At 70.9% G+C, this 25027-nt stretch carries 23 protein-coding genes; 4 read left to right on the top strand and 19 right to left on the bottom strand.

What is annotated here, in order from left to right; all coding sequences use genetic code 11:
* Nucleotides 1-4 precede the first annotated feature (4 nt).
* Genes nuoL through Sdi02f_RS07565 form a run of 12 tightly spaced genes read right to left on the bottom strand, consistent with a single transcriptional unit; the run spans nt 5 to nt 12908 of the window.
* Nucleotides 5-1969: an NADH-quinone oxidoreductase subunit L gene (gene nuoL / locus Sdi02f_RS07620; protein ID WP_031083356.1), complete on the bottom strand. Its 1965-nt coding sequence runs from the start codon at nt 1967-1969 to the stop codon at nt 5-7.
* Between the two features lie 11 nt (nt 1970-1980).
* Entirely contained in the window at nt 1981-2280 is a 300-nt protein-coding gene (gene nuoK, locus Sdi02f_RS07615) for an NADH-quinone oxidoreductase subunit NuoK (RefSeq protein ID WP_030401737.1), read from the bottom strand.
* The gene (locus Sdi02f_RS07610) at nt 2277-3158 is read right to left on the bottom strand and encodes an NADH-quinone oxidoreductase subunit J (RefSeq protein WP_030401736.1); all 882 of its coding nucleotides are present in this window, start codon (nt 3156-3158) and stop codon (nt 2277-2279) included. The genes nuoK and Sdi02f_RS07610 overlap by 4 nt, the downstream gene beginning before the upstream one ends.
* Nucleotides 3155-3832, bottom strand: a complete 678-nt coding sequence (gene nuoI / locus Sdi02f_RS07605; RefSeq protein ID WP_051783423.1) for an NADH-quinone oxidoreductase subunit NuoI — start codon at nt 3830-3832, stop codon at nt 3155-3157. The genes Sdi02f_RS07610 and nuoI overlap by 4 nt, the downstream gene beginning before the upstream one ends.
* A complete protein-coding gene (nuoH, locus tag Sdi02f_RS07600; protein WP_030401734.1) occupies nt 3825-5204 on the bottom strand; it encodes an NADH-quinone oxidoreductase subunit NuoH in 1380 nt (459 codons plus the stop codon). The genes nuoI and nuoH overlap by 8 nt, the downstream gene beginning before the upstream one ends.
* The gene (locus Sdi02f_RS07595; protein WP_108932990.1) at nt 5201-7705 is read right to left on the bottom strand and encodes an NADH-quinone oxidoreductase subunit G; all 2505 of its coding nucleotides are present in this window, start codon (nt 7703-7705) and stop codon (nt 5201-5203) included. Before Sdi02f_RS07595 ends, nuoH begins: the two co-directional genes overlap by 4 nt.
* Complete coding sequence (gene nuoF, locus Sdi02f_RS07590; protein WP_171987339.1) at nt 7702-9051, bottom strand: NADH-quinone oxidoreductase subunit NuoF; 1350 nt, start codon at nt 9049-9051, stop codon at nt 7702-7704. The genes Sdi02f_RS07595 and nuoF overlap by 4 nt, the downstream gene beginning before the upstream one ends.
* Complete coding sequence (gene nuoE / locus Sdi02f_RS07585; RefSeq protein WP_108932989.1) at nt 9048-9914, bottom strand: NADH-quinone oxidoreductase subunit NuoE; 867 nt, start codon at nt 9912-9914, stop codon at nt 9048-9050. The genes nuoF and nuoE overlap by 4 nt, the downstream gene beginning before the upstream one ends.
* Complete coding sequence (locus Sdi02f_RS07580; protein ID WP_030401731.1) at nt 9911-11233, bottom strand: NADH-quinone oxidoreductase subunit D; 1323 nt, start codon at nt 11231-11233, stop codon at nt 9911-9913. Before Sdi02f_RS07580 ends, nuoE begins: the two co-directional genes overlap by 4 nt.
* On the bottom strand, nt 11230-11985 hold the full coding sequence (locus tag Sdi02f_RS07575) for an NADH-quinone oxidoreductase subunit C (RefSeq protein ID WP_030401730.1): 756 nt from the start codon (nt 11983-11985) through the stop codon (nt 11230-11232). The genes Sdi02f_RS07580 and Sdi02f_RS07575 overlap by 4 nt, the downstream gene beginning before the upstream one ends.
* Nucleotides 11982-12536 carry a NuoB/complex I 20 kDa subunit family protein gene (locus Sdi02f_RS07570; protein ID WP_007387566.1) on the bottom strand — a complete coding sequence of 185 codons (555 nt, stop codon included), beginning with the start codon at nt 12534-12536 and terminating at the stop codon, nt 11982-11984. Before Sdi02f_RS07570 ends, Sdi02f_RS07575 begins: the two co-directional genes overlap by 4 nt.
* Nucleotides 12537-12548: 12 nt before the next feature.
* On the bottom strand, nt 12549-12908 hold the full coding sequence (locus Sdi02f_RS07565) for an NADH-quinone oxidoreductase subunit A (RefSeq protein WP_003974383.1): 360 nt from the start codon (nt 12906-12908) through the stop codon (nt 12549-12551).
* Between the two features lie 789 nt (nt 12909-13697).
* On the opposite strand from Sdi02f_RS07565, the gene Sdi02f_RS07560 reads away from it, so the two are divergent.
* Together Sdi02f_RS07560 and def are read left to right on the top strand one after the other, a co-directional pair.
* Nucleotides 13698-14540, top strand: a complete 843-nt coding sequence (locus Sdi02f_RS07560) for a C40 family peptidase (protein WP_108932988.1) — start codon at nt 13698-13700, stop codon at nt 14538-14540.
* Between the two features lie 166 nt (nt 14541-14706).
* Nucleotides 14707-15333 (top strand): peptide deformylase, encoded by a 627-nt coding sequence (gene def / locus Sdi02f_RS07555; RefSeq protein ID WP_030401728.1) that lies wholly within the window; start codon nt 14707-14709, stop codon nt 15331-15333.
* 86 nt (nt 15334-15419) lie between these two features.
* Here the strand turns inward: def and Sdi02f_RS07550 are convergent, their stop codons facing one another.
* Entirely contained in the window at nt 15420-16712 is a 1293-nt protein-coding gene (locus Sdi02f_RS07550) for a geranylgeranyl reductase family protein (RefSeq protein ID WP_030401727.1), read from the bottom strand.
* Between the two features lie 97 nt (nt 16713-16809).
* Between Sdi02f_RS07550 and Sdi02f_RS07545 the strand changes: the two genes are divergently transcribed.
* Nucleotides 16810-17322 (top strand): GNAT family N-acetyltransferase, encoded by a 513-nt coding sequence (locus Sdi02f_RS07545; protein ID WP_030401726.1) that lies wholly within the window; start codon nt 16810-16812, stop codon nt 17320-17322.
* Nucleotides 17323-17348: 26 nt separating this feature from the next.
* Here Sdi02f_RS07545 and Sdi02f_RS07540 read toward each other — a convergent pair whose 3' ends face one another.
* Genes Sdi02f_RS07540 through Sdi02f_RS07525 form a run of 4 tightly spaced genes read right to left on the bottom strand, consistent with a single transcriptional unit; the run spans nt 17349 to nt 21889 of the window.
* The gene (locus tag Sdi02f_RS07540) at nt 17349-18044 is read right to left on the bottom strand and encodes a demethylmenaquinone methyltransferase (protein ID WP_030401725.1); all 696 of its coding nucleotides are present in this window, start codon (nt 18042-18044) and stop codon (nt 17349-17351) included.
* Nucleotides 18045-18087: 43 nt separating this feature from the next.
* Entirely contained in the window at nt 18088-19197 is a 1110-nt protein-coding gene (locus Sdi02f_RS07535; protein ID WP_108932987.1) for an acyltransferase family protein, read from the bottom strand.
* On the bottom strand, nt 19197-21464 hold the full coding sequence (locus Sdi02f_RS07530; protein ID WP_108932986.1) for a bifunctional polysaccharide deacetylase/glycosyltransferase family 2 protein: 2268 nt from the start codon (nt 21462-21464) through the stop codon (nt 19197-19199). Before Sdi02f_RS07530 ends, Sdi02f_RS07535 begins: the two co-directional genes overlap by 1 nt.
* Nucleotides 21461-21889 carry a hypothetical protein gene (locus Sdi02f_RS07525; RefSeq protein ID WP_108932985.1) on the bottom strand — a complete coding sequence of 143 codons (429 nt, stop codon included), beginning with the start codon at nt 21887-21889 and terminating at the stop codon, nt 21461-21463. Before Sdi02f_RS07525 ends, Sdi02f_RS07530 begins: the two co-directional genes overlap by 4 nt.
* A gap of 183 nt (nt 21890-22072) precedes the next feature.
* Between Sdi02f_RS07525 and Sdi02f_RS07520 the strand changes: the two genes are divergently transcribed.
* Nucleotides 22073-23095, top strand: a complete 1023-nt coding sequence (locus Sdi02f_RS07520) for a chitinase (RefSeq protein ID WP_108932984.1) — start codon at nt 22073-22075, stop codon at nt 23093-23095.
* A 31-nt stretch (nt 23096-23126) separates the two neighbouring features.
* On the opposite strand, the gene Sdi02f_RS07515 is transcribed toward Sdi02f_RS07520, so the two are convergent.
* Nucleotides 23127-23726 (bottom strand): hypothetical protein, encoded by a 600-nt coding sequence (locus Sdi02f_RS07515; RefSeq protein WP_030401720.1) that lies wholly within the window; start codon nt 23724-23726, stop codon nt 23127-23129.
* A gap of 7 nt (nt 23727-23733) precedes the next feature.
* The gene (gene mqnC, locus Sdi02f_RS07510) at nt 23734-24933 is read right to left on the bottom strand and encodes a cyclic dehypoxanthinyl futalosine synthase (protein WP_108932983.1); all 1200 of its coding nucleotides are present in this window, start codon (nt 24931-24933) and stop codon (nt 23734-23736) included.
* Between the last annotated feature and the right edge of the window lie 94 nt (nt 24934-25027).

Raw genomic sequence — 25027 nt, 5'->3', positions numbered from 1 at the left:
GGTATCAGACCGCCCTCATCAGCAGGGTCGCGGCGACCAGGACCGCCGCACCGCCGAACATCGAGACCGCGTACGAGCGCGCGAAGCCGTTCTGCAGCTTGCGCATCCGCCCGGACAGGCCGCCGAACGAGGCCGCCGTGCCGTTGACGACTCCGTCGACCAGGGTGTGGTCGACGTAGACCAGGGAGCGCGTGAGGTGCTCGCCGCCGCGGACCAGGACGACGTGGTTGAAGTCGTCCTGGAGCAGGTCGCGCCGGGCGGCCCGGGTGAGCAGCGACCCGCGCGGGGCGACGGCCGGAACCGGGCGGCGCCCGTACTGCGCCCAGGCGAGGGCGACGCCGACGACCATGCAGGCCACCGTCGCCCCGGTGACCGCTCCGGCGCTGATCGGCGAGTCTCCGTGGCTGTGCCCGGTGACGGGCTCCAGCCAGTGCAGGAAGCGGTCGCCGATGCTGAAGAAGGCACCGCCCGCGACCGATCCGACGGCCAGCACGATCATCGGGACCGTCATGAGCCCCGGCGACTCGTGCGGGTGCGGCGGCTCGTACGCGCCGCGGGTCTCGGCGGCGGGCTCCACGTCGGGCTGCGCGGGCGACGGTGTCGGCGCGTTGCGCCAGCGCTCCTCGCCGAAGAACGTCATCAGCATCACGCGCGTCATGTAGTACGCGGTGATGGCCGCGCCCAGCAGGGCGCAGGCGCCGAGGATCCAGCCCTCGGTGCCGCCCTTGGCGAACGCCGCCTCGATGATCTTGTCCTTGGAGAAGAAGCCGGACAGGCCCGGGAAGCCGATGATGGCGAGGTAGCCGAGGCCGAAGGTGACGAAGGTGACCGGCATGTACCTGCGCAGTCCGCCGTAACGGCGCATGTCGACCTCGTCGTTCATGCCGTGCATGACGGAGCCCGCGCCGAGGAACAGCCCGGCCTTGAAGAAGCCGTGCGTCACCAGGTGCATGATCGCGAAGACGTAGCCGATGGGGCCGAGGCCCGCGGCCAGCACCATGTAGCCGATCTGCGACATGGTCGAGCCGGCCAGCGCCTTCTTGATGTCGTCCTTGGCGCAACCGACGATCGCACCGAAGAGCAGCGTGACCGCGCCGACGATGGTGACCACCAGCTGCGCGTCGGGCGCGCCGTTGAAGACCGCGGCGGAGCGGACGATCAGGTAGACGCCCGCCGTCACCATGGTCGCGGCGTGGATGAGGGCGGAGACCGGGGTCGGGCCCTCCATCGCGTCGCCGAGCCAGGACTGCAGCGGCACCTGGGCGGACTTGCCGCACGCGGCGAGCAGCAGCATCAGGGCGATCGCGGTGAGCTTGCCCTCGTCCGCCCCGGCCGCGAGTCCGGCCTGCCCCTCGCTCCCGAGCACCGGCCCGAAGGCGAAGGTGCCGAACCACAGGAACATCAGCATGATGCCGATGGACAGCCCCATGTCGCCCACGCGGTTGACCAGGAAGGCCTTCTTCGCGGCGGTGGCGGCGCTGGGCTTGTGCTGCCAGAAGCCGATCAGCAGGTAGGAGGCGAGACCGACGCCCTCCCAGCCGACGTACAGCAGCAGGTAGTTGTCGGCGAGGACGAGGATCAGCATCGCCGCGAGGAACAGGTTCAGGTAGCCGAAGAAGCGGCGGCGCCGCTCGTCGTGCTCCATGTACGCGACCGAGTACAGGTGGATGAGCGAGCCGACGCCGGTGATCAGCAGGACGAACGTCATCGACAACTGGTCGAGCCGGAAGGCGACGTCGGCCTGGAATCCCTCCACCGGGATCCAGCTGAACAGGTGCTGCGTCAGGGTGCGGTCGTCGGCGGTACTGCCGAGCAGGTCGGCGAAGAGGACGACGCCGATCACGAAGGACACGGCGGCCAGCAGGGTGCCGATCCAGTGGCCGACCGCGTCCAGCCGGCGTCCCCCGCACAGCAGGACGACAGCTCCGAGCAGGGGCGCCGCCACCAGCAGCGCAATCAGGTTCTCCACGTTTCAGCCCCTTACAGCTTCATCAGGCTGGCGTCGTCGACCGAGGCCGAGTGGCGGGAACGGAACAGGGACACGATGATCGCGAGCCCCACCACGACCTCCGCGGCGGCGACGACCATCGTGAAGAAGGCGATGATCTGGCCGTCCAGGTTGCCGTGCATCCGGGAGAAGGCGACGAACGCGAGGTTGCAGGCGTTGAGCATCAGCTCGACGCACATGAAGACCACGATCGCGTTGCGCCGGACCAGCACGCCGGTGGCGCCGATCGTGAACAACAGGGCCGCGAGGTAGAGGTAGTTGACGGGATTCACTTCGACGCCTCCTCGGACCTCTTCGAGTCGGACCGCTGCTCGGGCCGCCGCTCGCCCGGCCCGGAGCCCGCGGGGCCGACGGCCTTGCGCTCCAGCCGCTCCTCGGCCCGCTGCTCCAGCGCCTTCAGGTCGTTCAGCGCCTCCATCGAGACGTCGCGGATCTGGCCCCGCTCGCGCAGCGTCTTGCTGACGGTCAGCTCGGACGGGGTGCCGTCGGGCAGCAGACCCGCGATGTCGACCGCGTTGTGCCGGGCGTACACGCCGGGCGCCGGCAGCGGCGGCAGGTACTCGCCGTCGCGGACGCGCTGCTCGGACAGCTCGCGCTGGGTCCGGGCGCGCTCGGTGCGCTCGCGGTGGGTGAGCACCATGGCGCCGACGGCCGCCGTGATCAGCAGCGCGCCGGTGATCTCGAAGGCGAAGACGTACCGGGTGAAGATGAGGGACGCGATGCCCTCCACGTTGCCGTTGGCGTTGGCCTGGCCGAGGCCGGTGAACTGCGTGAGGGAGGCGTTGCCGATGCCCGCCAGCAGCAGGATGCCGAAGCCGAGCCCGCAGAGCAGGGCCAGCCAGCGCTGTCCCCTGATGGTCTCCTTCAGCGAGTCCGCCGCGGTGACGCCGACGAGCATCACCACGAACAGGAACAGCATCATGATGGCGCCGGTGTAGACGACGATCTGCACGATGCCGAGGAAGTAGGCGCCGTTGGCGAGGTAGAAGACCGCCAGGACGATCATGGTCCCGGCGAGGCACAGCGCGCTGTGCACGGCCTTCTTCATGAAGACGGTGCACAGGGCGCCGATCACCGCCACCGTGCCGAGGATCCAGAACTGGACGGCCTCTCCGGTGGAGGTCGCGTAGGCGGCGAGCTGCGCGCTCATCGACGGATCACCTCCTCCGAGGCCGGCTCGGTCCCGCCGAAGGTCGAGTCGCCCTCCTGGACGACCTCCCCCTTGGAGTGGGCGACCTGCTGGACCGTGCCGGGCGCCGCCTCGGTCACCAGGCCCCGGTAGTAGTCCTGCTCGTCCATGCCCGGGTAGATGGCGTGGGGCGAGTCGACCATGCCCTCCTCGAGACCGGCGAGCAACTGGTCCTTGGTGAAGATGAGGTTGGCGCGACTGGAGTCGGCCAGCTCGAACTCGTTGGTCATCGTCAGCGCGCGCGTGGGGCACGCCTCGATGCACAGACCGCACAGGATGCAGCGGGCGTAGTTGATCTGGTAGACGCGGCCGTACCGCTCGCCCGGCGAGTAGCGCTCCTCGTCGGTGTTGTCCGCGCCCTCGACGTAGATGGCGTCGGCGGGACAGGCCCAGGCGCACAGCTCGCAGCCGACGCACTTCTCCAGGCCGTCCGGATGGCGGTTGAGCTGGTGCCGTCCGTGGAACCGCGGAGCGGTGGTCTTCTTCTGCTCCGGGTACTGCTCGGTCAGCCGCTTCTTGAACATGGCCTTGAAGGTCACGCCGAAGCCGGCCACCGGGTTCATGAAACCGGGTTCGGTCCCCTTGGGATCCACCTGTTCCGTGTCTTCCCTGTGCTCCTTGTGTTCCTCAGCCATCGGACGCCTCCTTTCCATCCGTAGATCCGCCCACGGGTCCGTCACTGTGAGTATCGGACCCACCACTGACAATCAGCTCCCGCTCACGGCGGGGACGGCGCCGGGGCACCGGCGGCACCTGCTGTCCGGGCATCGGCGGCACGGGGAATCCGCCGGCCATCGGGTCGAACGCGCCGTCGGTCTCCTCCGGCCGTTCGGCGGCCTTCGCGCCCTTGTCGCGGTACAGGTCGGCGAGGACGGACAACAGCAGCAGGACCAGGACGCCGCCGCCGATGTAGAGGGCGATGTCGCCGAAGCCGTAGTTCTCGTTCCTGAGCGCCCGCACGGTCGCCACCAGCATCAGCCAGACCAGGGAGACCGGGATGAGCACCTTCCAGCCGAGCTTCATCAACTGGTCGTAGCGGACCCGGGGAAGGGTGCCGCGCAGCCAGATGAAGAAGAAGAGCAGCAGCTGGACCTTGACCACGAACCAGAGCAGCGGCCACCAGCCGTGGTTGGCGCCCTCCCAGAAGGTGCTGATCGGCCAGGGGGCCCGCCAGCCGCCGAGGAACAGCGTGGTGGCGACCGCCGAGACCGTCACCATGTTCACGTACTCGGCGAGCATGAACATCGCGAACTTGATCGACGAGTACTCGGTGTTGAAGCCGCCCACCAGGTCGCCCTCGGACTCGGGCATGTCGAAGGGGGCGCGGTTGGTCTCGCCGACCATCGTGACGATGTAGAGGATGAAGGACACCGGCAGCAGCACGATGTACCAGCGGTCGGTCTGCTGGGCGACGATCTCCGAGGTGGACATGGAGCCGGAGTAGAGGAACACCGAGGCGAACGCGGCGCCCATCGCGATCTCGTAGGAGATCATCTGCGCGCAGGAGCGCAGTCCGCCGAGCAGCGGGTACGTCGATCCGGAACTCCAGCCGGCGAGCACGATGCCGTAGATGCCGACCGAGGCGACCGCCAGGATGAACAGCATGGCGATCGGCAGGTCGGTCAGCTGCATGGCCGTGCGGTGGCCGAAGATCGAGACCTCGTTGCCGGCCGGTCCGAAGGGGATCACCGCGATCGCCATGAAGGCGGGGATGGCCGCCACGACCGGCGCGAGGACGTACACCGCCTTGTCGGCCCGCTTGACGACGACGTCTTCCTTGAGCATCAGTTTGATGCCGTCGGCGAGCGACTGGAGCATGCCCCAGGGACCGTGCCGGTTCGGGCCGATGCGCAACTGCATCCAGGCGACGACCTTGCGCTCCCACACGATGGAGAACAGCACGGTCACCATCAGGAAGGCGAAGCAGAACACCGCCTTGACGACCACCAGCCACCAGGGGTCGGTGCCGAACATCGACAGGTCTTCAGCGGCGAGGTACGGGCTCATGCCTCCACCTCCTTGGGGGCGGCGCCCTCGGGCGTCGCCGGACCGATGCGGACGAGGGTTCCGGGCAGCACCCCGGCGTCGGAGGCGACGCCGGTGCCGGCCGAGTTCAGCGGCAGCCAGACCACCCGGTCGGGCATCTCGGTGACCTGCAGCGGGAAGGAGACGGCTCCGGCGGGACCGGTCACGGCGAGCACGTCGCCGTCCTTGACGCCCGCCTCGGCGGCCGTGGCGGCCGACACGCGCGCGCGTGCGGCGTGCCGGGTGCCGGCCAGCGCCTCGTCGCCCTGCTGGAGCAGCCCGTGGTCGAGCAGCAGCCGGTGCCCGGCCAGTACGGCCTCTCCGGCGGCCGGCCGGGGCAGCGCGCTCGCGGTCTGCAGCGGCTCCCCGGCCCGCGGCCCGTCCCAGGCACCGAGCCGGTCGATCTCCGCGCGCGCGGTGCGCAGATCCGGCAGACCGAGGTGTACGTCCATGGCGTCGGCCAGCATCTGCAGGACGCGGGCGTCGGCGGGCACCGTAGGACGGGTCATCTGGTCGGGCTTGAGCGCGGCCTCGAAGAAGCGTGCCCTGCCCTCCCAGTTGAGGAAGGTGCCGGGCTTCTCGGCGACCGCGGCGACGGGCAGGACCACGTCGGCGCGTTCGGTGACCTCGCTGGGCCGCAGCTCCAGCGACACCACGAACCCGGCCTCGTCGAGCGCCGCACGCGCGCGCGTGGGGTCGGGCAGGTCGGCGACCTCGACGCCCGCCACGAGCAGCGCCTGGAGTTCGCCCCGGGCGGCGGCCTCGACGATCTCGCCGGTGTCGCGGCCGTAGCGGTGCGGGAGGTCGGCCAGGCCCCACAGGGCGGCGACCTCCTCACGCGCGCGCGGATCGGTCGCCGGACGCCCGCCGGGCAGCAGCGACGGCAGCGCGCCCGCCTCGATCGCGCCCCGCTCCCCGGCCCGGCGCGGGATCCACACCAGCCGGGCACCGGTGGCGGCGGCGGTCCGTACGGCGGAGGTGAGGCCGCCGGCCACGGACGCCAGCCGCTCGCCCACGACGATCACCGCGCCCTCGGCACGCAGGGCCTCGGCCGCCTGCGTGCCGCCGTCCTCCAGGCCGACGCCGCTGGCGAGGGCGTCCAGCCACTCGGTCTCGGTGCCGGGGGCGGCGGGGAGCAGGGTGCCGCCGGCCTTCTCCAGGCCCCGCGTGGCGTGCGTGGCCAGCGAGAAGACCTTCTGCCCGTGCTTGCGCCAGGCCTTGCGCAGCCTGAGGAAGACGCCGGGCGCCTCCTCCTCGGCCTCGAAGCCGACCAGCAGGACGGCGGGCGCCTTCTCCAGCGACGTGTAGGTGACGCCGGTGCCGTCGAGGTCACGGCCGCGCCCGGCGATCCGGGCGGCCAGGAAGTCGGCCTCCTCGGCGCTGTGCACGCGCGCGCGGAAGTCGATGTCGTTGGTGTCGAGCGCCACGCGCGCGAACTTGCTGTAGGCGTAGGCGTCCTCGACGGTGAGCCGCCCGCCGGTCAGGACGCCGGTGCGGCCCCTGGAGGCGAGCAGTCCCTGCGCGGCGATCTGCAGCGCCTCCGGCCAGGAGGCCGGCTCCAGTTCGCCCTCGGCGTTGCGCACCAGCGGCGTGGTGAGCCGGTCGCGCTGCTGGGCGTAGCGGAACCCGAAGCGCCCCTTGTCGCAGATCCACTCCTCGTTGACCTCGGGGTCGTCCGCCGCCAGGCGCCGCATGACCTTGCCGCGCCGGTGGTCGGTGCGGGTCGCGCAGCCGCCGGAGCAGTGCTCGCACACCGACGGCGAGGAGATCAGGTCGAAGGGGCGGGAGCGGAAGCGGTAGGCGGCCGAGGTGAGCGCGCCGACCGGGCAGATCTGGATGGTGTTGCCGGAGAAGTACGACTCGAAGGGGTCGCCCTCTCCGGTGCCGACCTGCTGGAGCGCGCCCCGCTCGATCAGCTCGATCATCGGGTCGCCCGCGATCTGGTTGGAGAACCGGGTGCAGCGGGCGCACAGCACGCAGCGCTCGCGGTCGAGCAGGACCTGCGTGGAGACCGGCACGGGCTTCTCGTAGGTCCGCTTCCTGCCGTCGAAGCGGGAGTCGGCCTGCCCGTGCGACATGGCCTGGTTCTGCAGCGGGCACTCGCCGCCCTTGTCGCAGACCGGGCAGTCCAGCGGGTGGTTGATGAGCAGCAGCTCCATCACACCGTGCTGGGCCTTCTCGGCGACGGGCGAGGTGAGCTGGGTCTTCACCACCATCCCGTCGGTGCAGGTGATGGTGCAGGACGCCATGGGCTTGCGCTGGCCCTCGACCTCGACGATGCACTGGCGGCACGCGCCGGCCGGGTCGAGGAGGGGGTGGTCGCAGAACCGGGGGATCTCGATGCCGAGCTGCTCGGCGGCCCGGATGACCAGGGTGCCCTTGGGCACGCTGATCTCGGCGCCGTCGATCGTCAGGGTGACCAGATCCTCCGGCGGGACCGCCGCCGCTCCCCCTCCCGAGGGAGTATTGGTGGTCACGGTCATGCCTTCACCTCCGTGCGGTCGGCCCAGGCCGTCGACTTGGCCGGGTCGAAGGGGCAGCCGCGGCCCGTGATGTGCTCCTCGTACTCCTCGCGGAAGTACTTGAGCGAGGAGAAGATCGGCGAGGCGGCACCGTCGCCGAGGGCGCAGAAGGACTTGCCGTTGATGTTGTCGGCGATGTCGTTCAGCTTGTCGAGGTCGGACATCTGTCCCTTGCCGGCCTCGATGTCGCGCAGCAACTGCACGAGCCAGTACGTGCCTTCGCGGCAGGGTGTGCACTTGCCGCAGGACTCGTGGGCGTAGAACTCGGTCCAGCGGGTGACGGCCCGCACGACGCAGGTCGTCTCGTCGAAGCACTGGAGCGCCTTGGTGCCGAGCATGGAACCGGCGGCGCCCACCCCTTCGTAGTCGAGGGGGACGTCGAGGTGCTCGTCGGTGAACATCGGCGTCGACGAGCCGCCGGGCGTCCAGAACTTGAGGCGGTGGCCGGGGCGCATGCCGCCGCTCATGTCGAGGAGCTGGCGCAGCGTGATGCCGAGCGGGGCCTCGTACTGGCCGGGTCCGGCGACGTGGCCGCTGAGCGAGTAGAGCGTGAAGCCCGGGGACTTCTCGCTGCCCATCGACCTGAACCAGTCCTTGCCCTTGTTCAGGATCGCGGGAACCGAAGCGATGGATTCGACGTTGTTCACCACAGTCGGGCACGCGTAGAGGCCCGCGACGGCAGGGAAGGGGGGACGGAGCCGCGGTTGACCCCGGCGGCCTTCGAGCGAGTCGAGCAGTGCGGTCTCCTCACCGCAGATGTACGCGCCCGCGCCCGCGTGCACGGTGAGGGTCAGGTCGAGTCCGCTGCCCAGGATGTTCTCGCCGAGGAAGCCGGCCGCGTAGGCCTCGCGCACGGCCTCGTGCAACCGTCGCAGCACTGGGACGACTTCACCACGCAGGTAGATGAAGGCATGCGAAGACCTGATGGCGTAACACGCGATGACGATGCCCTCGATGAGGCTGTGCGGGTTCGCGAAGAGGAGCGGGATGTCCTTGCAGGTCCCCGGCTCCGACTCGTCGGCGTTGACAACCAGATAGTGAGGCTTGCCGTCCCCCTGGGGAATGAACTGCCACTTCATCCCCGTCGGGAACCCGGCACCGCCGCGTCCGCGCAGACCGGACTCCTTGACGTACGCGATCAGGTCGTCCGGCGCCATGGCCAGCGCCTTGCGGAGCCCTTCGTACCCCTCGTGCCTCCGGTAGACGTCGAGAGTCCACGACTCGTCCTCGTCCCAGAAGGCCGACAGCACGGGTGCGAGCAGCTTCTCCGGGCTGCTGCCCCTGATCTCGGCTGCCACGGTCATCACTCCCCCTCCTCGGCGGTGGGCCCTGCCGGGTGGGCCGGGTCGGATGCCGATGTGTCCTGCGGCGCGTCGTGCGAGCTGAGGTGCTCCGTGGGGGACGGGTCGTGCACGTCCCCTCCGACGTCGTGCGGCCCGCCGTCCCGCGGGTGCACCACACGCGCGGCGGACACCTCGCCCTTGGCGAGCTTGAGCCCGGCCAGGGAGGCGGGACCCGCGCTGCCGCCGGCCGCGACGGCGCCGTCCCGCTCGTCGGGGAAGCCCGCCAGGATCCGGGCGGTCTCCTTGAAGGTGCACAGCGGTGCACCGCGCGTGGGCGTCACCGGCCGTCCCGCGCGCAGGTCGTCGACGAGGGCCTTGGCGCTCGCCGGGGTCTGGTTGTCGAAGAACTCCCAGTTGACCATCACGACCGGCGCGAAGTCGCAGGCCGCGTTGCACTCGATGTGCTCCAGGGTGACCTTGCCGTCCTCGGTCGTCCCGCCGTTGCCGACGCCCAGGTGCTCCTGGAGGGACTCGAAGATGGCGTCGCCGCCCATGACGGCGCACAGCGTGTTGGTGCACACGCCGACCTGGTAGTCGCCGCTCGGCCCGCGCCGGTACATGGTGTAGAAGGTGGCGACCGCGGTGACCTCGGCGGTGGTGAGGCCCAGCACGTCCGCGCAGAACTGCATTCCCGTGCGCGTGACGTGTCCCTCCTCCGACTGCACGAGGTGCAGCAGCGGCAGGAGGGCGGACCGGGAGTCCGGGTAGCGGGCGACGATCTCGCGCGCGTCGGTCTCCAGCCGGGCCCGGACGTCGTCCGGGTAGGCGGGAGCGGGCAGTTCCGGCATGCCCAGGCTGACGCCCCGCTCCGAAGAAGAGGTGGTCACCGGTCGACGCCTCCCATCACGGGGTCGATGGACGCCACGGCCACGATGACGTCGGCGACCTGGCCGCCCTCGCACATCGCCGCCATGGCCTGCAGGTTGGTGAAGGACGGGTCGCGGAAGTGGACCCGGAAGGGGCGGGTGCCGCCGTCGGAGACGACGTGCACCCCGAGCTCGCCCTTGGGCGACTCGACCGCCGTGTACGCCTGTCCCGGCGGTACCCGGAAGCCCTCGGTGACCAGCTTGAAGTGGTGGATCAGGGCCTCCATGGAGGTGCCCATGATCTTCTTGATGTGGTCGAGGGAGTTGCCCAGGCCGTCGGGTCCCAGGGCGAGCTGGGCGGGCCAGGCGATCTTCTTGTCGGCGACCATGACCGGGCCGGGCTCCAGCCGGTCCAGGCACTGCTCGATGATGCGCAGCGACTGGCGCATCTCCTCCAGCCGGATCAGGAAGCGGCCGTAGGAGTCGCAGGTGTCGGCGGTCGGGACGTCGAAGTCGTAGGTCTCGTATCCGCAGTACGGCTGGGTCTTGCGCAGGTCGTGCGGGAGGCCGGTGGACCTGAGGATCGGGCCGGTGGCGCCGAGGGCCATGCAGCCGGCCAGGTCGAGGTAGCCGACGTCCTGGAGGCGGGCCTTGAAGATGGGGTTCCCGGTGAAGAGCTTGTCGTACTCCGGGAGGTTCTTCTTCATCTTCTTCACCAGCTCGCGCATCTGGTCCACCGCGCCGGGCGGCAGGTCCTGGGCGAGCCCGCCCGGGCGGACGAACGCGTGGTTCATCCGCAGGCCGGTGATCAGCTCGAAGACGTCGAGGACCAGTTCACGGTCGCGGAAGCCGTAGATCATGACCGTGGTGGCGCCCAGCTCCATGCCGCCGGTGGCGATGGCCACCAGGTGCGAGGAGAGCCGGTTCAGCTCCATCAGCAGGACCCGGACGACCGTGGCCCGGTCGGGGATCTGGTCCTCGATGCCGAGGAGCTTCTCCACGCCCAGGCAGTACGCCGTCTCGTTGAAGAACGGCGTCAGGTAGTCCATGCGCGTCACGAACGTGGTGCCCTGCGTCCAGTTCCGGTACTCGAGGTTCTTCTCGATGCCGGTGTGCAGGTAGCCGATGCCGCAGCGGGCCTCGGTGACCGTCTCGCCGTCGATCTCCAGGATGAGGCGGAGCACGCCGTGCGTGGACGGGTGCTGCGGGCCCATGTTGACGACGATGCGCTCGTCGTCGGCGCGGGCGGCGGACTGGACGACCTCGTCCCAGTCGCCGCCGGTGACCGTGTAGACGGTGCCCTCGGTGGTCTCGCGAGGGGATGCGTGCGAAGTGCTCACGAGTACGACCTCCGCTGGTCCGGAGCCGGGATCTGGGCGCCCTTGTACTCGACGGGGATGCCGCCGAGGGGGTAGTCCTTGCGCTGCGGGAAGCCCTGCCAGTCGTCCGGCATCATGATCCGCGTCAGGGCCGGGTGACCGTCGAAGACGATGCCGAAGAAGTCGTACGTCTCGCGCTCGTGCCAGTCGTTCGTCGGATAGACCGAGAACAGCGACGGGATGTGCGGGTCGGCGTCGGGCGCGCTGACTTCGAGGCGGATCATCCGGTTGTGGGTGATCGAGCGCAGGTGGTAGACGGCGTGCAGCTCGCGGCCCTTGTCGTGCGGGTAGTGGACGCCGCTGACGCCGGTGCACAGTTCGAAGCGCAGCGCCGGGTCGTCGCGCAGGGTGCGGGCGACGCGGACCAGGTGCTCGCGCTCGATGTGGAAGGTCAGCTCGCCGCGGTCGACGACCGTCTTCCCGATGGCGTTCTCGGGCAGCAGTCCCTGCTCCTCCAGCGCGCCCTCCAACTCGTCGGCGACCTCGTCGAACCAGCCGCCGTAGGGCCTGCTCGCCGGCCCGGGGAGCCGGACGGAGCGGACCAGGCCGCCGTAGCCGGACGTGTCGCCGCCGTTGTTGGCGCCGAACATGCCGCGCTGGACGCGGATCTCCTCGCCGCCCTGGCCCCGCTGGCCGGGGAGGTTCTCCGCGGAGAGGTCCTTCTCGGGGTTGACCTCATTCGCGTCACCCGGGGTGTTCTGGGCGTCACTCACCGCAGCAGCCCCTTCATCTCGATGGTGGGCAGGGCCTTGAGCGCCGCCTCCTCCGCCTCGCGGGCCGCTTCCTCGGCGTTCACCCCGAGCTTGGAGCTCTGGATCTTCTGGTGGAGCTTGAGGATGGCGTCCAGCAGCATCTCGGGCCGAGGCGGACAGCCGGGGAGGTAGATGTCGACCGGGACGACGTGGTCGACGCCCTGGACGATGGCGTAGTTGTTGAACATGCCGCCCGAGGAGGCGCAGACCCCCATGGAGATGACCCACTTCGGGTTCGGCATCTGGTCGTAGACCTGCCGCAGCACCGGCGCCATCTTCTGGCTGACCCGGCCCGCGACGATCATCAGGTCCGCCTGCCGTGGCGAGCCGCGGAAGACCTCCATGCCGAAGCGCGCCATGTCGTAGCGGCCGGCGCCGGTGGTCATCATCTCGATGGCGCAGCAGGCGAGGCCGAACGTGGCCGGGAAGACGGACGACTTGCGCACCCAGCCCGCGGCCTGCTCGACGGTGGTCAGCAGGAAGCCGCTCGGCAGTTTTTCTTCGAGTCCCATGTCAAAGGCCCCTCAGTCCCATTCCAGGCCGCCGCGCCGCCATACGTACGCGTACGCGACGAAGACGGTGAGCACGAAGAGCAGCATCTCCACGAGCCCGAAAATCCCCAGGGCGTCGAAGGTGACGGCCCAGGGGTAGAGGAAGACGATCTCGATATCGAAGATGATGAAGAGCATCGCCGTCAGGTAGTACTTGATGGGGAAGCGCCCGCCGCCGGCCGGCGTGGGGGTCGGCTCGATGCCGCACTCGTAGGCCTCGAGCTTCGCCCGGTTGTACCGCTTCGGACCGATCAGCGTGGCCATCACCACGGAGAAGATCGCAAAGCCTGCCCCGAGGGCTCCCAGTACGAGGATGGGCGCATACGCGTTCACCGCTCCTCGCTCCTCTCAGTCGGCACTGACTGCTGGCGGTTGCACTGGACTCACAGCCGCCCCAACAGCCCCACGAGCCCCGCCCGTCCCGACGAAGATCGCGAACATGTGAAGCAGGTCACAAGCCCAACTGCCTCGCATCCTATGCCCGACGCTCTGTGATCTGCGACACGGGGTATCGCACAAGCTTTGTGATCTCCACCACCTGACGAACGATCATGAAGTCGGATGAGCAGTGATCTTCACACAGGAAGCGTTCACCTGATCACCAGAGGTGACAATTTCGCTCGTCGTCCCTGGCCAGAGAGGCTCAACGAAGGGCGTCTCCATATCAAGATGCTTCCCTTGCATGCAAATTGGCGCTGGACGCCCGCCCTTGATAGAGGGCGCGTTCACACATCGGAGGGAGGCCCGAGGGGCGATGTGGACACGTGCGCGCGTTCACGAGCGACGGGCGGGCGACGCGTGGGTGACGGGGTGGGCGATGACGAGCCGCCTCGCACACGGCGGACGCGTGCGACGGAGTAACCGTTCCGTGACCTGCGCCACATTCATGAGAGGTGTCTGAGAACCGGGCTTGGCCAAGTGTCCCAACAAGTGGTAAGCGCGGGGCAATTCGGGCGTAACGATCAAAGGCCGTGATCACAGGCCGGTTACGGCCCGTCCGCAATGTCCGTTACGGCGTCAATAAAGAGCGACACGCCCGGGATTCGACGGGTCGGTTGAACAACTGTGGCGCAGCACACGTTTCTTGAAGGTATGGAGGAGCTACTGATACCGGTTGTCCCTATGTCCCACACCGCTCACATACGCAGCCACCGGAAGCCCCGCCGCAGCGCGTCGACGATCGCGATGCGGACCGGAGTTGCCGGTGGCGTCCTCAGCACCCTGGCAGTGGCCGGTGCGTCGGGGGCGGCCCACGCGGCCGAACCGGTGACGCAGACCCTCGAACTGCCCACCCTGACGGCCGACCTGGCCGCTCAGGTCGCCCAGTCCGCGGACGTCACGCAGCAGGCGGCCGCGAGCTACCAGCTGCAGGCCGAGCGTGACGCGGCGGCCGCGAAGGCCGCCAAGCAGGCCAAGGCGGACCTCGCCGAGGCCAAGAAGAAGGCCGCGGAAGCCAAGAAGAAGGCCGAGGAGGCCGCGCGCAAGGAGGCCGCCGAGCGCGCCTCGCGCACCGCCGAGCGCGCCACCCTGAGCGCCTCCGCGGACACCGGTTCCTCCTCCACCGGTGCCGGCAGCAGCACCAGCACGAGCACCAGCACGTCCACGGCCACCGGTTCGGCCGCCGCCGTGGTTTCCTTCGTGCAGGCCCAGGTCGGCAAGGCGTACGTCTCCGGCGCCACCGGCCCGTCCGCCTACGACTGCTCGGGTCTCGTACAGGCCGCCTTCAAGCAGGTCGGCATCAGCCTCCCGCGCGTCTCCCAGGCCCAGTCGACGGCCGGCACCCAGGTCGGGCTGGACAACCTCCAGCCGGGCGACATCCTGTACTGGGGCGGCGCGGGCAGCGCCTACCACGTCGGTGTCTACGTCGGCGGCGGCATGTTCGTCGGCGCGCAGAACTCCTCCACCGGTGTCGTCCAGAAGCCGCTCTCGTACGATCCGCCGAGCGGCGCGGTGCGCGTGCTGTAACCCGCACCGCACCACCTCACGTTCCACGCGGACATGTCCGCACGCGGGGCCGCAGCCGCTCGGGGGCTGCGGCCCCGCGGGATCTCCCGGCCCTAAGGCGTCTCCTGGCATGCTCGGGCGCGGACCGGTTCCTCCGGTCCGTCCACGAGCCGAAGGAGAGAGCGTCATGCCGAGTGTGTTCGTCCAGGGGCGGCCCACCGCCTCCTATCCCCCGTTCGCGCCCGAGGCCGGGCGCGGCACCGTGCGTCGCGTCACCGAGGTCGGCGAGGGAGTGCTGCACCGGCCGTGCCGGGACGTCACGGAGTTCGGGCCCGACCTCGCCGCGCTCATCGACGACATGTTCCGCACGATGTACGTCGCGGAGGGGGCCGGACTGGCGGCCAATCAGGTCGGCGTCGACCTGCGCCTGTTCGTCTACGACTGCCCGGACGACGACGGTGTCCGACATGTCGGGCACGTCGTCAACCCGGTCCTGGAGCCCCTCGACCCGGCCGCGCGGCGGCTGCTCGACGAGGGCGAGGGGTGCCTGTCGGTGCCGGGTGCCGTCATGTCCGTACCGCGGCCGGACCGGGCCGTCGTGCGGGGCCTGGACAAGGACGGTGCGCCGCTCCTCGTCGAGGGCACCGGCTACTTCGCGCGCTGCCTCGCCCACGAGACCGACCACGTGAACGGGCAGGTCTACCTGGACCGGCTCTCCGGCCGGGAGCGGAAGGCGGCGCTGCGGCAGTCGGCGGACCGGCGCGAGGCGGTCTTCGCGCGCCGCTCCGCCAACGCGGCGGCCTTCACCGCCTGACCGGCCACGAAGCCCGCCCGGACCCGTGCCCGGATCCAAGTCCGGACCCGTGCCCGGACCCCGTCCGTGCCCGGGCGGGCCGGCGGTCAGGCCTTCGGCGCGACCTTGCTCAGTCCGTTGATGATGCGGTCCATCGCGTCGCCGCCCGTCGGGTCCGTCAGGTTGGCGAGCATCTTCAGGGTGAACTTCATCAGGACCGGGTGGGTGAGGCCGCGCTGGGTCGCGATCTGCATGACCTTCGGGTTGCCGATGAGCTTCACGAAGGCCCGGCCCAGCGAGTAGTAGCCGCCGTAGGTGTCCTTGAGGACGCGCGGGTAGCGCTGCAGGGCGACTTCGCGCTGGGCCGGCGTGGCCCGCGCGTGGGCCTGGACGACGACGTCGGCGGCGATCTGGCCGGACTCCATGGCGTAGGCGATGCCCTCGCCGTTGAAGGGGTTCACCAGGCCGCCGGCGTCGCCGACGAGGAGCAGGCCCTTGGTGTAGTGGGGCTGGCGGTTGAAAGCCATGGGCAGGGCGGCGCCGCGGATCGGGCCGGTCATGTTGTCCGGGGTGTAGCCCCAGTCCTCGGGCATGGACGCGCACCAGGCCTTGAGGATCTCGCGCCAGTCCAGTTCCTTGAAGGCGGCGGAGGTGTTGAGGACGCCGAGGCCGACGTTCGAGGTGCCGTCGCCCATGCCGAAGATCCAGCCGTAGCCGGGCAGCAGGCGGTCCTGGGGGCCGCGCCGGTCCCACAGTTCCAGCCAGGACTCCAGGTAGTCGTCGTCGTGGCGGGGCGAGGTGAAGTACGTGCGCACCGCGACGCCCATGGGGCGGTCCTCGCGGCGGTGCAGGCCCATCGCCAGGGACAGCCGCGTGGAGTTGCCGTCGGCGGCCACGACCAGCGGCGCGTGGAAGGTGACCTCGCGCTTGTCCTCGCCCAGCTTGGCGTGCACACCGGTGATGCGGCCGGTGCGGTCGTCGACGATCGGGGCGCCGACGTTGCAGCGCTCGTGCAGCCGGGCGCCGGCCTTCTGGGCCTGCCGGGCGAGCTGCTCGTCGAAGTCGTCGCGCTTGCGCACGAGCCCGTAGTCGGGGAAGGAGGCCAAATCCGGCCAGTCCAGCTGGAGGCGCGAGCCGCCGCCGATGATGCGCAGGCCCTTGTTGCGCAGCCAGCCGGCCTCCTCGGAGATGTCGATGCCCATGGCGACGAGCTGCTTGACCGCGCGCGGGGTGAGGCCGTCGCCGCAGACCTTCTCCCTGGGGAACGCGGTCTTCTCCAGCAGCAGGACGTCGAGTCCCGACCTGGCCAGGTGGTACGCGGTGGTGGAGCCGGCCGGCCCCGCGCCCACGACGATGACGTCGGCGGTGTTCTCGGAGAGCGGCTCAGTCTCGACGGTCACGGCGGGATCTCCCCAAGTTCGGAATCTGCGTGCCGACCGGCACTGGTCATGGGCAGTCTATTCAGCGTCACCGATCACCCGGCTGAAGGGCTGCCCAGTGAAGCGACCTCTCCCCGCCGTACGGTTGCGCGTCCCCACCGACGAGGACGCCGTCGCCTGGCACCGGATCTTCGACGACCCGGACGTCATGGAGTTCCACGGCGGGCGCTCCGCGGAGCTGTCCGTCTACGAGGAGCTGACCGCCCGCCAGCGCCGGCACGACGCCGAGCACGGCTTCTGCCTGTGGACCATGGTGGACGCCTCGGGGCAGGTCATAGGGTTCACCGGCGCCCAGCCGTGGCCCGGGGACTGGGGGCCCAAGGGGGAGATCGAGATCGGCTGGCGGCTCGGGCGCGGGCACTGGGGGAAGGGCTACGTCACGGCGGCGGCCCGGGAGACCGTGCAGCGGCTGCGGACGGCCGGGGTGCCGGAGGTGGTCGCGATGGTCGACGCGCGCAACGCCCGGTCCATCGCGGTCACCGAGCGCCTGGGCATGCGGCTCGGCGAGGTCTTCACGATCCCGTCCTCCGAGCGGCGGGGCCACTGCTACCGCCTCTCCCTGCACCCGTAGCGGGCCCACGAGCGGGCCGCGCGCCCTCAGTCCGCCTTGAACCCCCGGTGCAGTGTCACCACGCCGCCCGTCAGGTTGCGCCACGCCACCCTGGACCAGCCGGCCCCGCCCAGCCGCCGGGCGAGCGCCGCCTGGTCGGGCCAGGCGCGGATGGACTCGGCGAGGTAGACGTACGCGTCGGGGTTGGACGACACCGCGCGGGCGACCGGCGGCAGGGCGCGCATCAGGTACTCGGTGTAGACGGTGCGGAACGGCGCCCAGGTCGGGTGCGAGAACTCGCAGATGACGACCCGGCCGCCGGGCCGCGTCACCCGGTACATCTCGCGGAGCGCGGCGTCCGTGTCCTGGACGTTGCGCAGCCCGAAGGAGATGGTGACGGCGTCGAAGACGTCGTCCCTGAACGGCAGCCGGGTCGCGTCGCCCGCGGTGAACGGCAGCCAGGAGTGCCGCTCCTTGCCGACCTGGAGCATGCCCTGGGAGAAGTCGCAGGGGACGACGTACGCGCCGGTGCGGGCGAAGGGCAGGGACGAGGTCGCCGTGCCGGCCGCCAGGTCGAGGACCTTCTGCGCCGGGCGGGCGTCGACGGCCTGCGCGACCGCCTTGCGCCACGCCCGGTCCTGGCCGAGCGAGAGCACGGCGTTCGTCAGGTCGTACCGTTCCGCGACGTGGTCGAACATCGAGGCGACTTCGTGCGGCTGCTTGTTCAGGGAAGCGCGGGTCACGGGCCCATTGTTGCAGCACCCCCCGCCGGCACGGCGGACGGGCTCAGGGCAGCAGCCGGGGCCGCTTCCGCGCGGCGACGTCCTCCACCCACCCGAACAGCAGCACGAACACCGCGATCAGGACCCACCCCACGCCCAGCAGGAACCACTGGCTCTCCAGCGGCAGGTGCGCCGCGAAGGCGGGCACGTCCCACAACCGGTCGATCAGCGGCACGGCCAGGACGAGGGCCAGCTCGTGCCAGAGGTAGACCGTCACCGCGCGGGCGTTGAACACCGTCACCAGCCGGTCCAGCCGCCGCAGCCGGACCAGCCCCGAGAAGTCGATGCCGAGCCGCGCCTTGGAGTACATCAGCAGCGTCACGAACCCGGCCGACCAGAAGGCCTGCGCGAAGGGGATGTCGTCGAGGTCGTAGGTGCCGTACTCGGCCCGGTGCGCGAAGGCGTACCAGGCGCCGCACACGAGCGCCGCGAGCGACAGGGCGACGACCGCGACCGGCTTGAGCCGCCCCAGCACGCCGTCGCGGTGGGCGAAGCCGAGCACCCAGCAGAAGAGGTACGTCGCCAGGTCGAGCAGCCCCGTGCCGAAGCGGTCGTCCGGCGGCTGCCAGAGGAACTGCAGGACGGCGATCGGCGCGAGGGACAGCAGCAGCACCGGCACGGGCGCGAGCCGGAAGACCCGCAGCAGCAGCGGGGAGAGCAGGACGAACCAGAGGTAGGTCCGCAGGTACCAGAGGATCTCCCAGGCCTGCTCGCCCCAGGCGCTGCCCGGCGGGTCGCCGAGCGGCACCACCCAGTAGACGATCTGCCACCCCGGCATCCAGCCGCGCACCAGCATCGCGCCCACCACGAACAGGCCCCAGCACCACAACGGCGGCAGCAGGCGGCGCAGCCGGCTCCGCAGCACCGCGCCCGCGGGCCGCCGCAGCGAGCGGGCCATCAGGGTGCCCGCCAGGCCGAACATGATCCCCATGGAGGGGAGGACCAGCCCGGCCCAGGGCCAGCCGAAGGCGTGGTACGCGACGACCCGGACGAGGGCGAGGGCGCGCAGCGTGTCGAAGTACCGGTCCCGCCCCGGCGCACCCCCCTCGGCGCGCACGGTACCCACGGCACGCGCGGCGCCGGCACGCCCGGCGCCCTTGCTGTGCGCCCCCATCAGCCGGACCCCGCCGGCGTCCCCACCTCGCCCGTCCGTTTCAGCTTCTGCCAGCGCAGCCGCCCGCCGGTCAGGGCGGTGACGCAGGAGTGGATGAGGACGAGGTACATCATCTGCCGGTACGCCAGCTGCTGGAGCGGCATCATCAGCAGGTACCGGTACTTCTCCCGGTCGAGCCGGAAGGCGTACGCCGCGCACACCACCTGCACGCCCAGCACCGCCAGCCACGCCAGGAGCGCCGCGCGGAAGTCGACGAAGAGCATCGAGTAGACGGTGAACACGTCGATGAGCGGCGCGAAGAGCGGTGTGACCACCTGGAAGAGCACCACCAGCGGCATGCCGACCCGTCCGAAGCGGCCCGAGGGGCCCTTGTCCGCCAGGGACCGGCGGTGCTTCCACAGCGCCTGCATCGTGCCGTAGGACCAGCGGTAGCGCTGCGACCAGAGCTGGCCGAGCGACCCGGGCGCCTCCGTCCAGGCCCGGGCGTGCTCCTCGTAGACCACCCGCCATCCCGCGCGGTGCAGGGCGATGGTGAGGTCGGTGTCCTCGGCGAGGGTGTCGTCGCTCATGCCGCCCACCTGGAGCACCGCCTCGCGCCGGAAGGCGCCGATCGCGCCGGGGATGGTCGGCATGCAGCGCAGCAGGTCGTACATGCGCCGGTCGAGGTTGAAGCCCATCACGTACTCGATGTGCTGCCAGGCGCCGATGAGGGTGCGCCGGTTGCCGACCTTGGCGTTGCCCGCGACCGCGCCGACGGAGGGGTCGGCGAAGGGCTGCACCAGGTGCCGTACGGTGTCGGGCTCGAAGACGGTGTCGCCGTCCATCATCACGACGATGTCGTACCGGGCGTGCCGGACGCCGTTGTTGAGGGCGGCGGGCTTGCCCGCGTTGGCCTGGCGCACGACGCGGACGCCGGGCAGCCCCAGGGACTCGGCGATCTCCGCCGTGCCGTCCGTCGAGCCGTCGTCCACGACGATGATCTCGACGGGGTGCGTACCGCGCGCCAGCGATCTCAGGGTCGCCTCGATGCACTCCTTCTCGTTGTACGCCGGGACGATCACGCTGACCGGCCCGGTGACGGGCGGGCCCCAGCCGAAGCGGCGTCGGTTGCGCTTCCGGTGGTGGCGGCGGGCGAGGACCAGCATCATCGCGAACCGGCCCATGACGGCCACGCCCACGACCACCAGCCCGGCCGACAGCGCCGGCACCGTCCACTCGGCGACGGCGACGGCCGCGATCAGTGCCTTGCCCTCGTAGAGGGTGGCGCCGGTGGCCCGGTGGTGGGCGGCCTGGAGACCGCCACCGGACTGCTGTGCCGGCTGCGACTGCTGCGACTCCTGCGGCTGTGGGGACTGTTGCGGCTGTGGGGACTGCTGCTCGGCCATGGCCCCGCTGACGGTGGTGAAGGTGTAGCCCTTCGCCTTCATCTTCTCGATGTACTTCGGCAGCGCCTCGATCGTCTGGGACCGCTCGCCCCCGGCGTCGTGGAAGAGGACGGAGGCGCCCTCGCCGTCCTCCGGCGTGGCCCACTCGACGATCTTCGAGACGCCGGGCCGCTTCCAGTCGTCGCTGTCGGTGTCGACGAAGACGCTGGTGTAGCCGTCCGCGCCGAGGCTCTCGTAGACGGGCCAGCTGTAGTCGTCGATGGCGTCCGTCTCGGAGGAGTACGGCGCACGGAACAGCGTGGTGGTGATGCCGGCCGCGCCCGCCAGCGCGAGCTGGGTCTGCTCGATCTCGCGGGTGACGCGCGCCGTGCTCTGGTAGGAGAGGTCGACGTGGGTGAAGGTGTGGACGCCCACCTCGTTTCCCTGCTCGACCATGTTCCGCACGATGTCCGGGTGGCGCGAGACCATCGAGCCGACCAGGAAGAACGTGCCGGGCACGTCGTACGTGTCGAGGATCTTCAGCACCTGCGGGGTCCAGGTGGGGTCCGGGCCGTCGTCGAAGGTCAGCACGATCGTCTTGTCGGGGACGGAGACGGTGGTGGCCCGTCCGCCGGGGAAGGTGAGGATCGGCCCGCCGTCGAGCACGTCGTCGGGGACGTCGCCGGCCGAGGCGCCGGTGCGGACGCGCTCGTCGCCGCCGACCTCCGCGCGCAGGTAGCCGTCGAGGAGCATCACGCAGGTCAGCGCGAGCAGGAGCAGCAGGGCGAGGAGGACGCGCGGGCGTTGCAGTGCGGCGGCCCGGCCGGCCGCGCGTTCCATGCGGGACGGGGCACGGCGGCGGCCCCGCGCGGGCGGGGCGGGGGGCGGGGTGGGCGTGGTCATGAGGCGGGGGCGTCCGGTCGGTCGGTGAGGGCTGCGGTGGGGGCGGCGGAACCGGCGGTGCCGGTGACCGCGCCGGGGGAAAGGGAGGGCCCGGGGCTCGGCGGGGCGCCGGTGGGAGCGACGCCGCCCTGCGGACGCGTGCCGCCCCCGGGACCCGGACCGCCCTCCGGTCCGCCGCCGCCGCCGGCGCCGAAGGGCAGCAGCGAGGACGGGTTGACCGAGATGCCGACGCCCATGAAGGCCAGGCCGAGGACGGCCGTGTAGCCGACGCACACGGCGCCCAGCAGGAGCCCGATCCGGCGCAGCAGCCGGGCCCGGCGGCCGGTGCTGTCGACGAACACGGGCCCCTCGGCGGACCCTTTGCCGCGTTTGCGGCGGCGATCGCGCGGGGCGACTCGGGAGGCGGTGGCAGGCTCGGATTGCATGCCCGGGACGTTAGGGAGCCTTGCCTGTCGCGAACTGGCAGTTCCTTGAGAGATCCCGGTGAAAAGCGGCCGTTCCTGTGCGCTTCCTGGCAGACGGCACGAAACGGCGCTCTTTCCTCAGCGAAGTCCCAGAAAGGCGTGGCACCTTCACTGGTCCGACGACGAGAACGGGAGGGTGCGCTCATGAGGGTTCACCGGAACGCGGCAGCCGGGTGTGCCCTGTTGCTGGCCCTGGCCACCGCGGGCTGCGCGGGACACGACACCGGCGCCGACGCGTCCCCCGCCGCGCCGTCCGAGTCGTCCGAGACGTCCACACCGGCCACCGCCACCGCCTACGCCCCCTACGTCAGCGCCACCACCGCCTCCGCCGCCGACACGGCGGGCTCCCCGGCGGCGTACAACCTGGCGTTCGTCGTCGCGTCCGGCGCGGACGACGGCTGCACCCCTCGCTGGAACGGCGTCCAGGACATCGACGACGCCTCCGTCGCCTCCCGCGTCCAGAAACTCACGGCGTCCGGCGCCGCCGTCCGCGTCTCCTTCGGCGGCGCCTCCGGCACCGAGCTGGCGGCGGCCTGCGACAGCGCCCCGGCCCTGGCGAAGGCGTACGGGGCGGCCCTGGACGCGGCCGGTTCGACGCGGGCCGACTTCGACATCGAGGGCGACGAGCTGGCCGACGCCGACTCGCGTGCCCTGCGCTCGGAGGCGATCGCGCTGCTCCAGGAGCAACGGGAGGACCTGGAGGTCTCCTTCACCCTCCCGGTCATGCCCTCCGGCCTGGACTCCGACGCCCTGGCGCTGCTGGCGTCCGCCAACGACCACGGCGTGCGGGTCGCCACGGTCGACCTCATGACCATGAACTACGGCGAGTCGTACACGGACGACATGGGCGACTACGCCCTCGCCTCGGCGAAGGCCGCGCACGCCCAGCTCCGCACCGTCTTCGGCACCTCCGACGCGGACGCCTGGCGGGGCATGGCGCTCACCTCGATGCTCGGCGTCAACGACGTCGCCGGGGAGACGTTCACGCTCGACGACGCGGCCGAGGTCCGCGCGTTCGCCGCGGAGAAGGGCATCGCCTGGGTGTCGGTGTGGGCGGCCTTCCGGGACAAGCAGTGCGCCGACGACGCGTCGGCCACCGACGCGCTCACCACGTGCAGCGGCGTGGAGCAGGAGGACGGGGCGTTCGGGTCGGCGTTCGGAGCGTAGTCCTGTCGGACGGGCCCCGCGGGCCGCGCGCTCAGCGCCCCCGGTAGACCAGGCGGCCGCCCACGACGGTGGCCACGCACGTGGACGCGCCGTCCCGCACGAGCGCGGCCCGGTCGGGTACGTCGAACACCGCGAACCGGGCGGGCTTCCCGGGAGCGAGTGCGGGAAGCAGCACCAGCGGCACCGGCGAGAAGGACGCGGGCCCGGGCAGGCCGGCCGGACGCCCCGCCAGGGCGAGCCCCGCTCCGCGCACCGCGTCCAGGGCCGCACGGCCCCGCAGCTCTCCGGCGACGGCGACCGTGCCGTGCGCCAGCATGCGCTGCACCCCGCGGCGGGCGCTGGCGCCCCGCGCGGACGGGTTCGCGGCGAGGAGGGCTCGCGCGCGCTCCCCGAAGAGCGGCTCGGTGCCCAGCCGGTCCGCTTCGCGCGGGTCGGGGTGATACGCCTGCTCCAGCAGTTCCGGACCGTACGGGTTGAGCAGTCCGGGCGTCAGGATGCCGGGCCACCGGCGCACCCGCGCCCGCGGGTGGTCGGCGGCCAGCGCCTCGTACGGGCCGACGGCGGCGAGCTGCGCGCCGTCGACCACGACGGCCGCCTCGGGCGAGGCGTCGGCAACGTGGATCGTCAGCACGGCGGCCTCAGTTGGAGGCGAGCAGCTTCAGCTCGGGGTGGGCCGTGCCGCCCTCGATCGCCGTGGACGAGATGTGGGAGACGACCCGCTCGTCGACGGGGTCGTTGGCCGGGTCGTCGTGCACGACCAGGTGCTCGTAGGTGGTGGCCCGCTGGGCGGGCACGCGCCCCGCCTTCCGGATGAGGTCGATGATCTCCATCCGGTTGGAGCGGTGCTTGGCACCGGCGGAGGAGACGACGTTCTCCTCCAGCATGATCGAGCCGAGGTCGTCGGCGCCGTAGTGCAGGGAGAGCTGGCCGACCTCCTTGCCGGTGGTCAGCCAGGAGCCCTGGATGTGGGCGACGTTGTCCAGGAACACGCGGGCGATGGCGATCATCCGCAGGTACTCGAAGAGCGTGGCCTGGGTACGGCCCTTCAGGTGGTTGTTCTCGGGCTGGTAGGTGTACGGGATGAAGGCGCGGAAGCCGCCGGTGCGGTCCTGCACGTCCCGGATCATGCGCAGGTGCTCGATGCGCTCGGCGTTGGTCTCGCCGGTGCCCATGAGCATGGTGGAGGTCGACTCGACGCCCAGGTTGTGCGCGATCTCCATGATCTCCAGCCAGCGCTCGCCGGACTCCTTCAGCGGCGCGATGGCCTTGCGCGGGCGCTCGGGCAGCAGCTCCGCTCCGGCACCGGCGAAGGAGTCGAGCCCGGCGGCGTGGATGCGGGTGATGGCCTCCTCGACCGAGACACCCGAGATCCGCGCCATGTGCTCGACCTCGCTCGCCCCCAGGCTGTGGATGACCAGCTCGGGGAACTCCTTCTTGATGGCGGCGAAGTGCTTCTCGTAGTACTCGACGCCGTAGTCGGGGTGGTGGCCGCCCTGGAACATGATCTGGGTGCCGCCCAGCTCGATCGTCTCCGCGCAGCGGCGCAGGATGTCGTCGAGGTCGCGGGTCCAGCCCTTCCTGGTGTCCTTGGGCGCGGCGTAGAAGGCGCAGAACTTGCACGCCGTGACGCACACGTTCGTGTAGTTGATGTTGCGCTCGATGATGTACGTCGCGATGTGCTCCGTACCGGCGTACTTGCGCCGGCGTACGGCGTCGGCGGCGGCGCCCAGCGCGTGCAGCGGGGCGTCTCGGTACAGGTCGAGCGCCTCTTCGGGGGTGATCCGCCCACCGGCGGCGGCGCGGTCGAGGATGGGCTGAAGGTCGGCCTTCTCGGTCACCGGCGTCCCTTTCGCAAGGTTCGTAAGGGTTGATCAGTAGGTGCGCGCGAAGCGCTCGGTGCAAGGGTGGTGGTGGGAGACGGGTGGGCGGACC

The organism is Streptomyces ardesiacus (genome assembly GCF_003112575.1).
Lineage (GTDB): Bacteria > Actinomycetota > Actinomycetes > Streptomycetales > Streptomycetaceae > Streptomyces > Streptomyces ardesiacus.
This window is presented reverse-complemented; position numbering and strand designations above follow the sequence as displayed.

Bases quoted from the DNA above. Each gene is read 5' to 3' on its own strand.
- Sdi02f_RS07525 (WP_108932985.1), bottom strand. From the start codon at position 21,889: ATGCAATCCGAGCCTGCCACCGCCTCCCGAGTCGCCCCGCGCGATCGC.
- Sdi02f_RS07560 (WP_108932988.1), top strand. From the start codon at position 13,698: ATGTCCCACACCGCTCACATACGCAGCCACCGGAAGCCCCGCCGCAGC.
- Sdi02f_RS07520 (WP_108932984.1), top strand. From the start codon at position 22,073: ATGAGGGTTCACCGGAACGCGGCAGCCGGGTGTGCCCTGTTGCTGGCC.
- nuoH (WP_030401734.1), bottom strand. From the start codon at position 5,204: ATGAGCCCGTACCTCGCCGCTGAAGACCTGTCGATGTTCGGCACCGAC.
- Sdi02f_RS07610 (WP_030401736.1), bottom strand. From the start codon at position 3,158: ATGAGCGCGCAGCTCGCCGCCTACGCGACCTCCACCGGAGAGGCCGTC.
- Sdi02f_RS07595 (WP_108932990.1), bottom strand. From the start codon at position 7,705: ATGACCGTGACCACCAATACTCCCTCGGGAGGGGGAGCGGCGGCGGTC.
- Sdi02f_RS07535 (WP_108932987.1), bottom strand. From the start codon at position 19,197: ATGGGGGCGCACAGCAAGGGCGCCGGGCGTGCCGGCGCCGCGCGTGCC.
- nuoI (WP_051783423.1), bottom strand. From the start codon at position 3,832: ATGGCTGAGGAACACAAGGAGCACAGGGAAGACACGGAACAGGTGGAT.
- Sdi02f_RS07570 (WP_007387566.1), bottom strand. From the start codon at position 12,536: ATGGGACTCGAAGAAAAACTGCCGAGCGGCTTCCTGCTGACCACCGTC.
- Sdi02f_RS07530 (WP_108932986.1), bottom strand. From the start codon at position 21,464: ATGACCACGCCCACCCCGCCCCCCGCCCCGCCCGCGCGGGGCCGCCGC.
- def (WP_030401728.1), top strand. From the start codon at position 14,707: ATGCCGAGTGTGTTCGTCCAGGGGCGGCCCACCGCCTCCTATCCCCCG.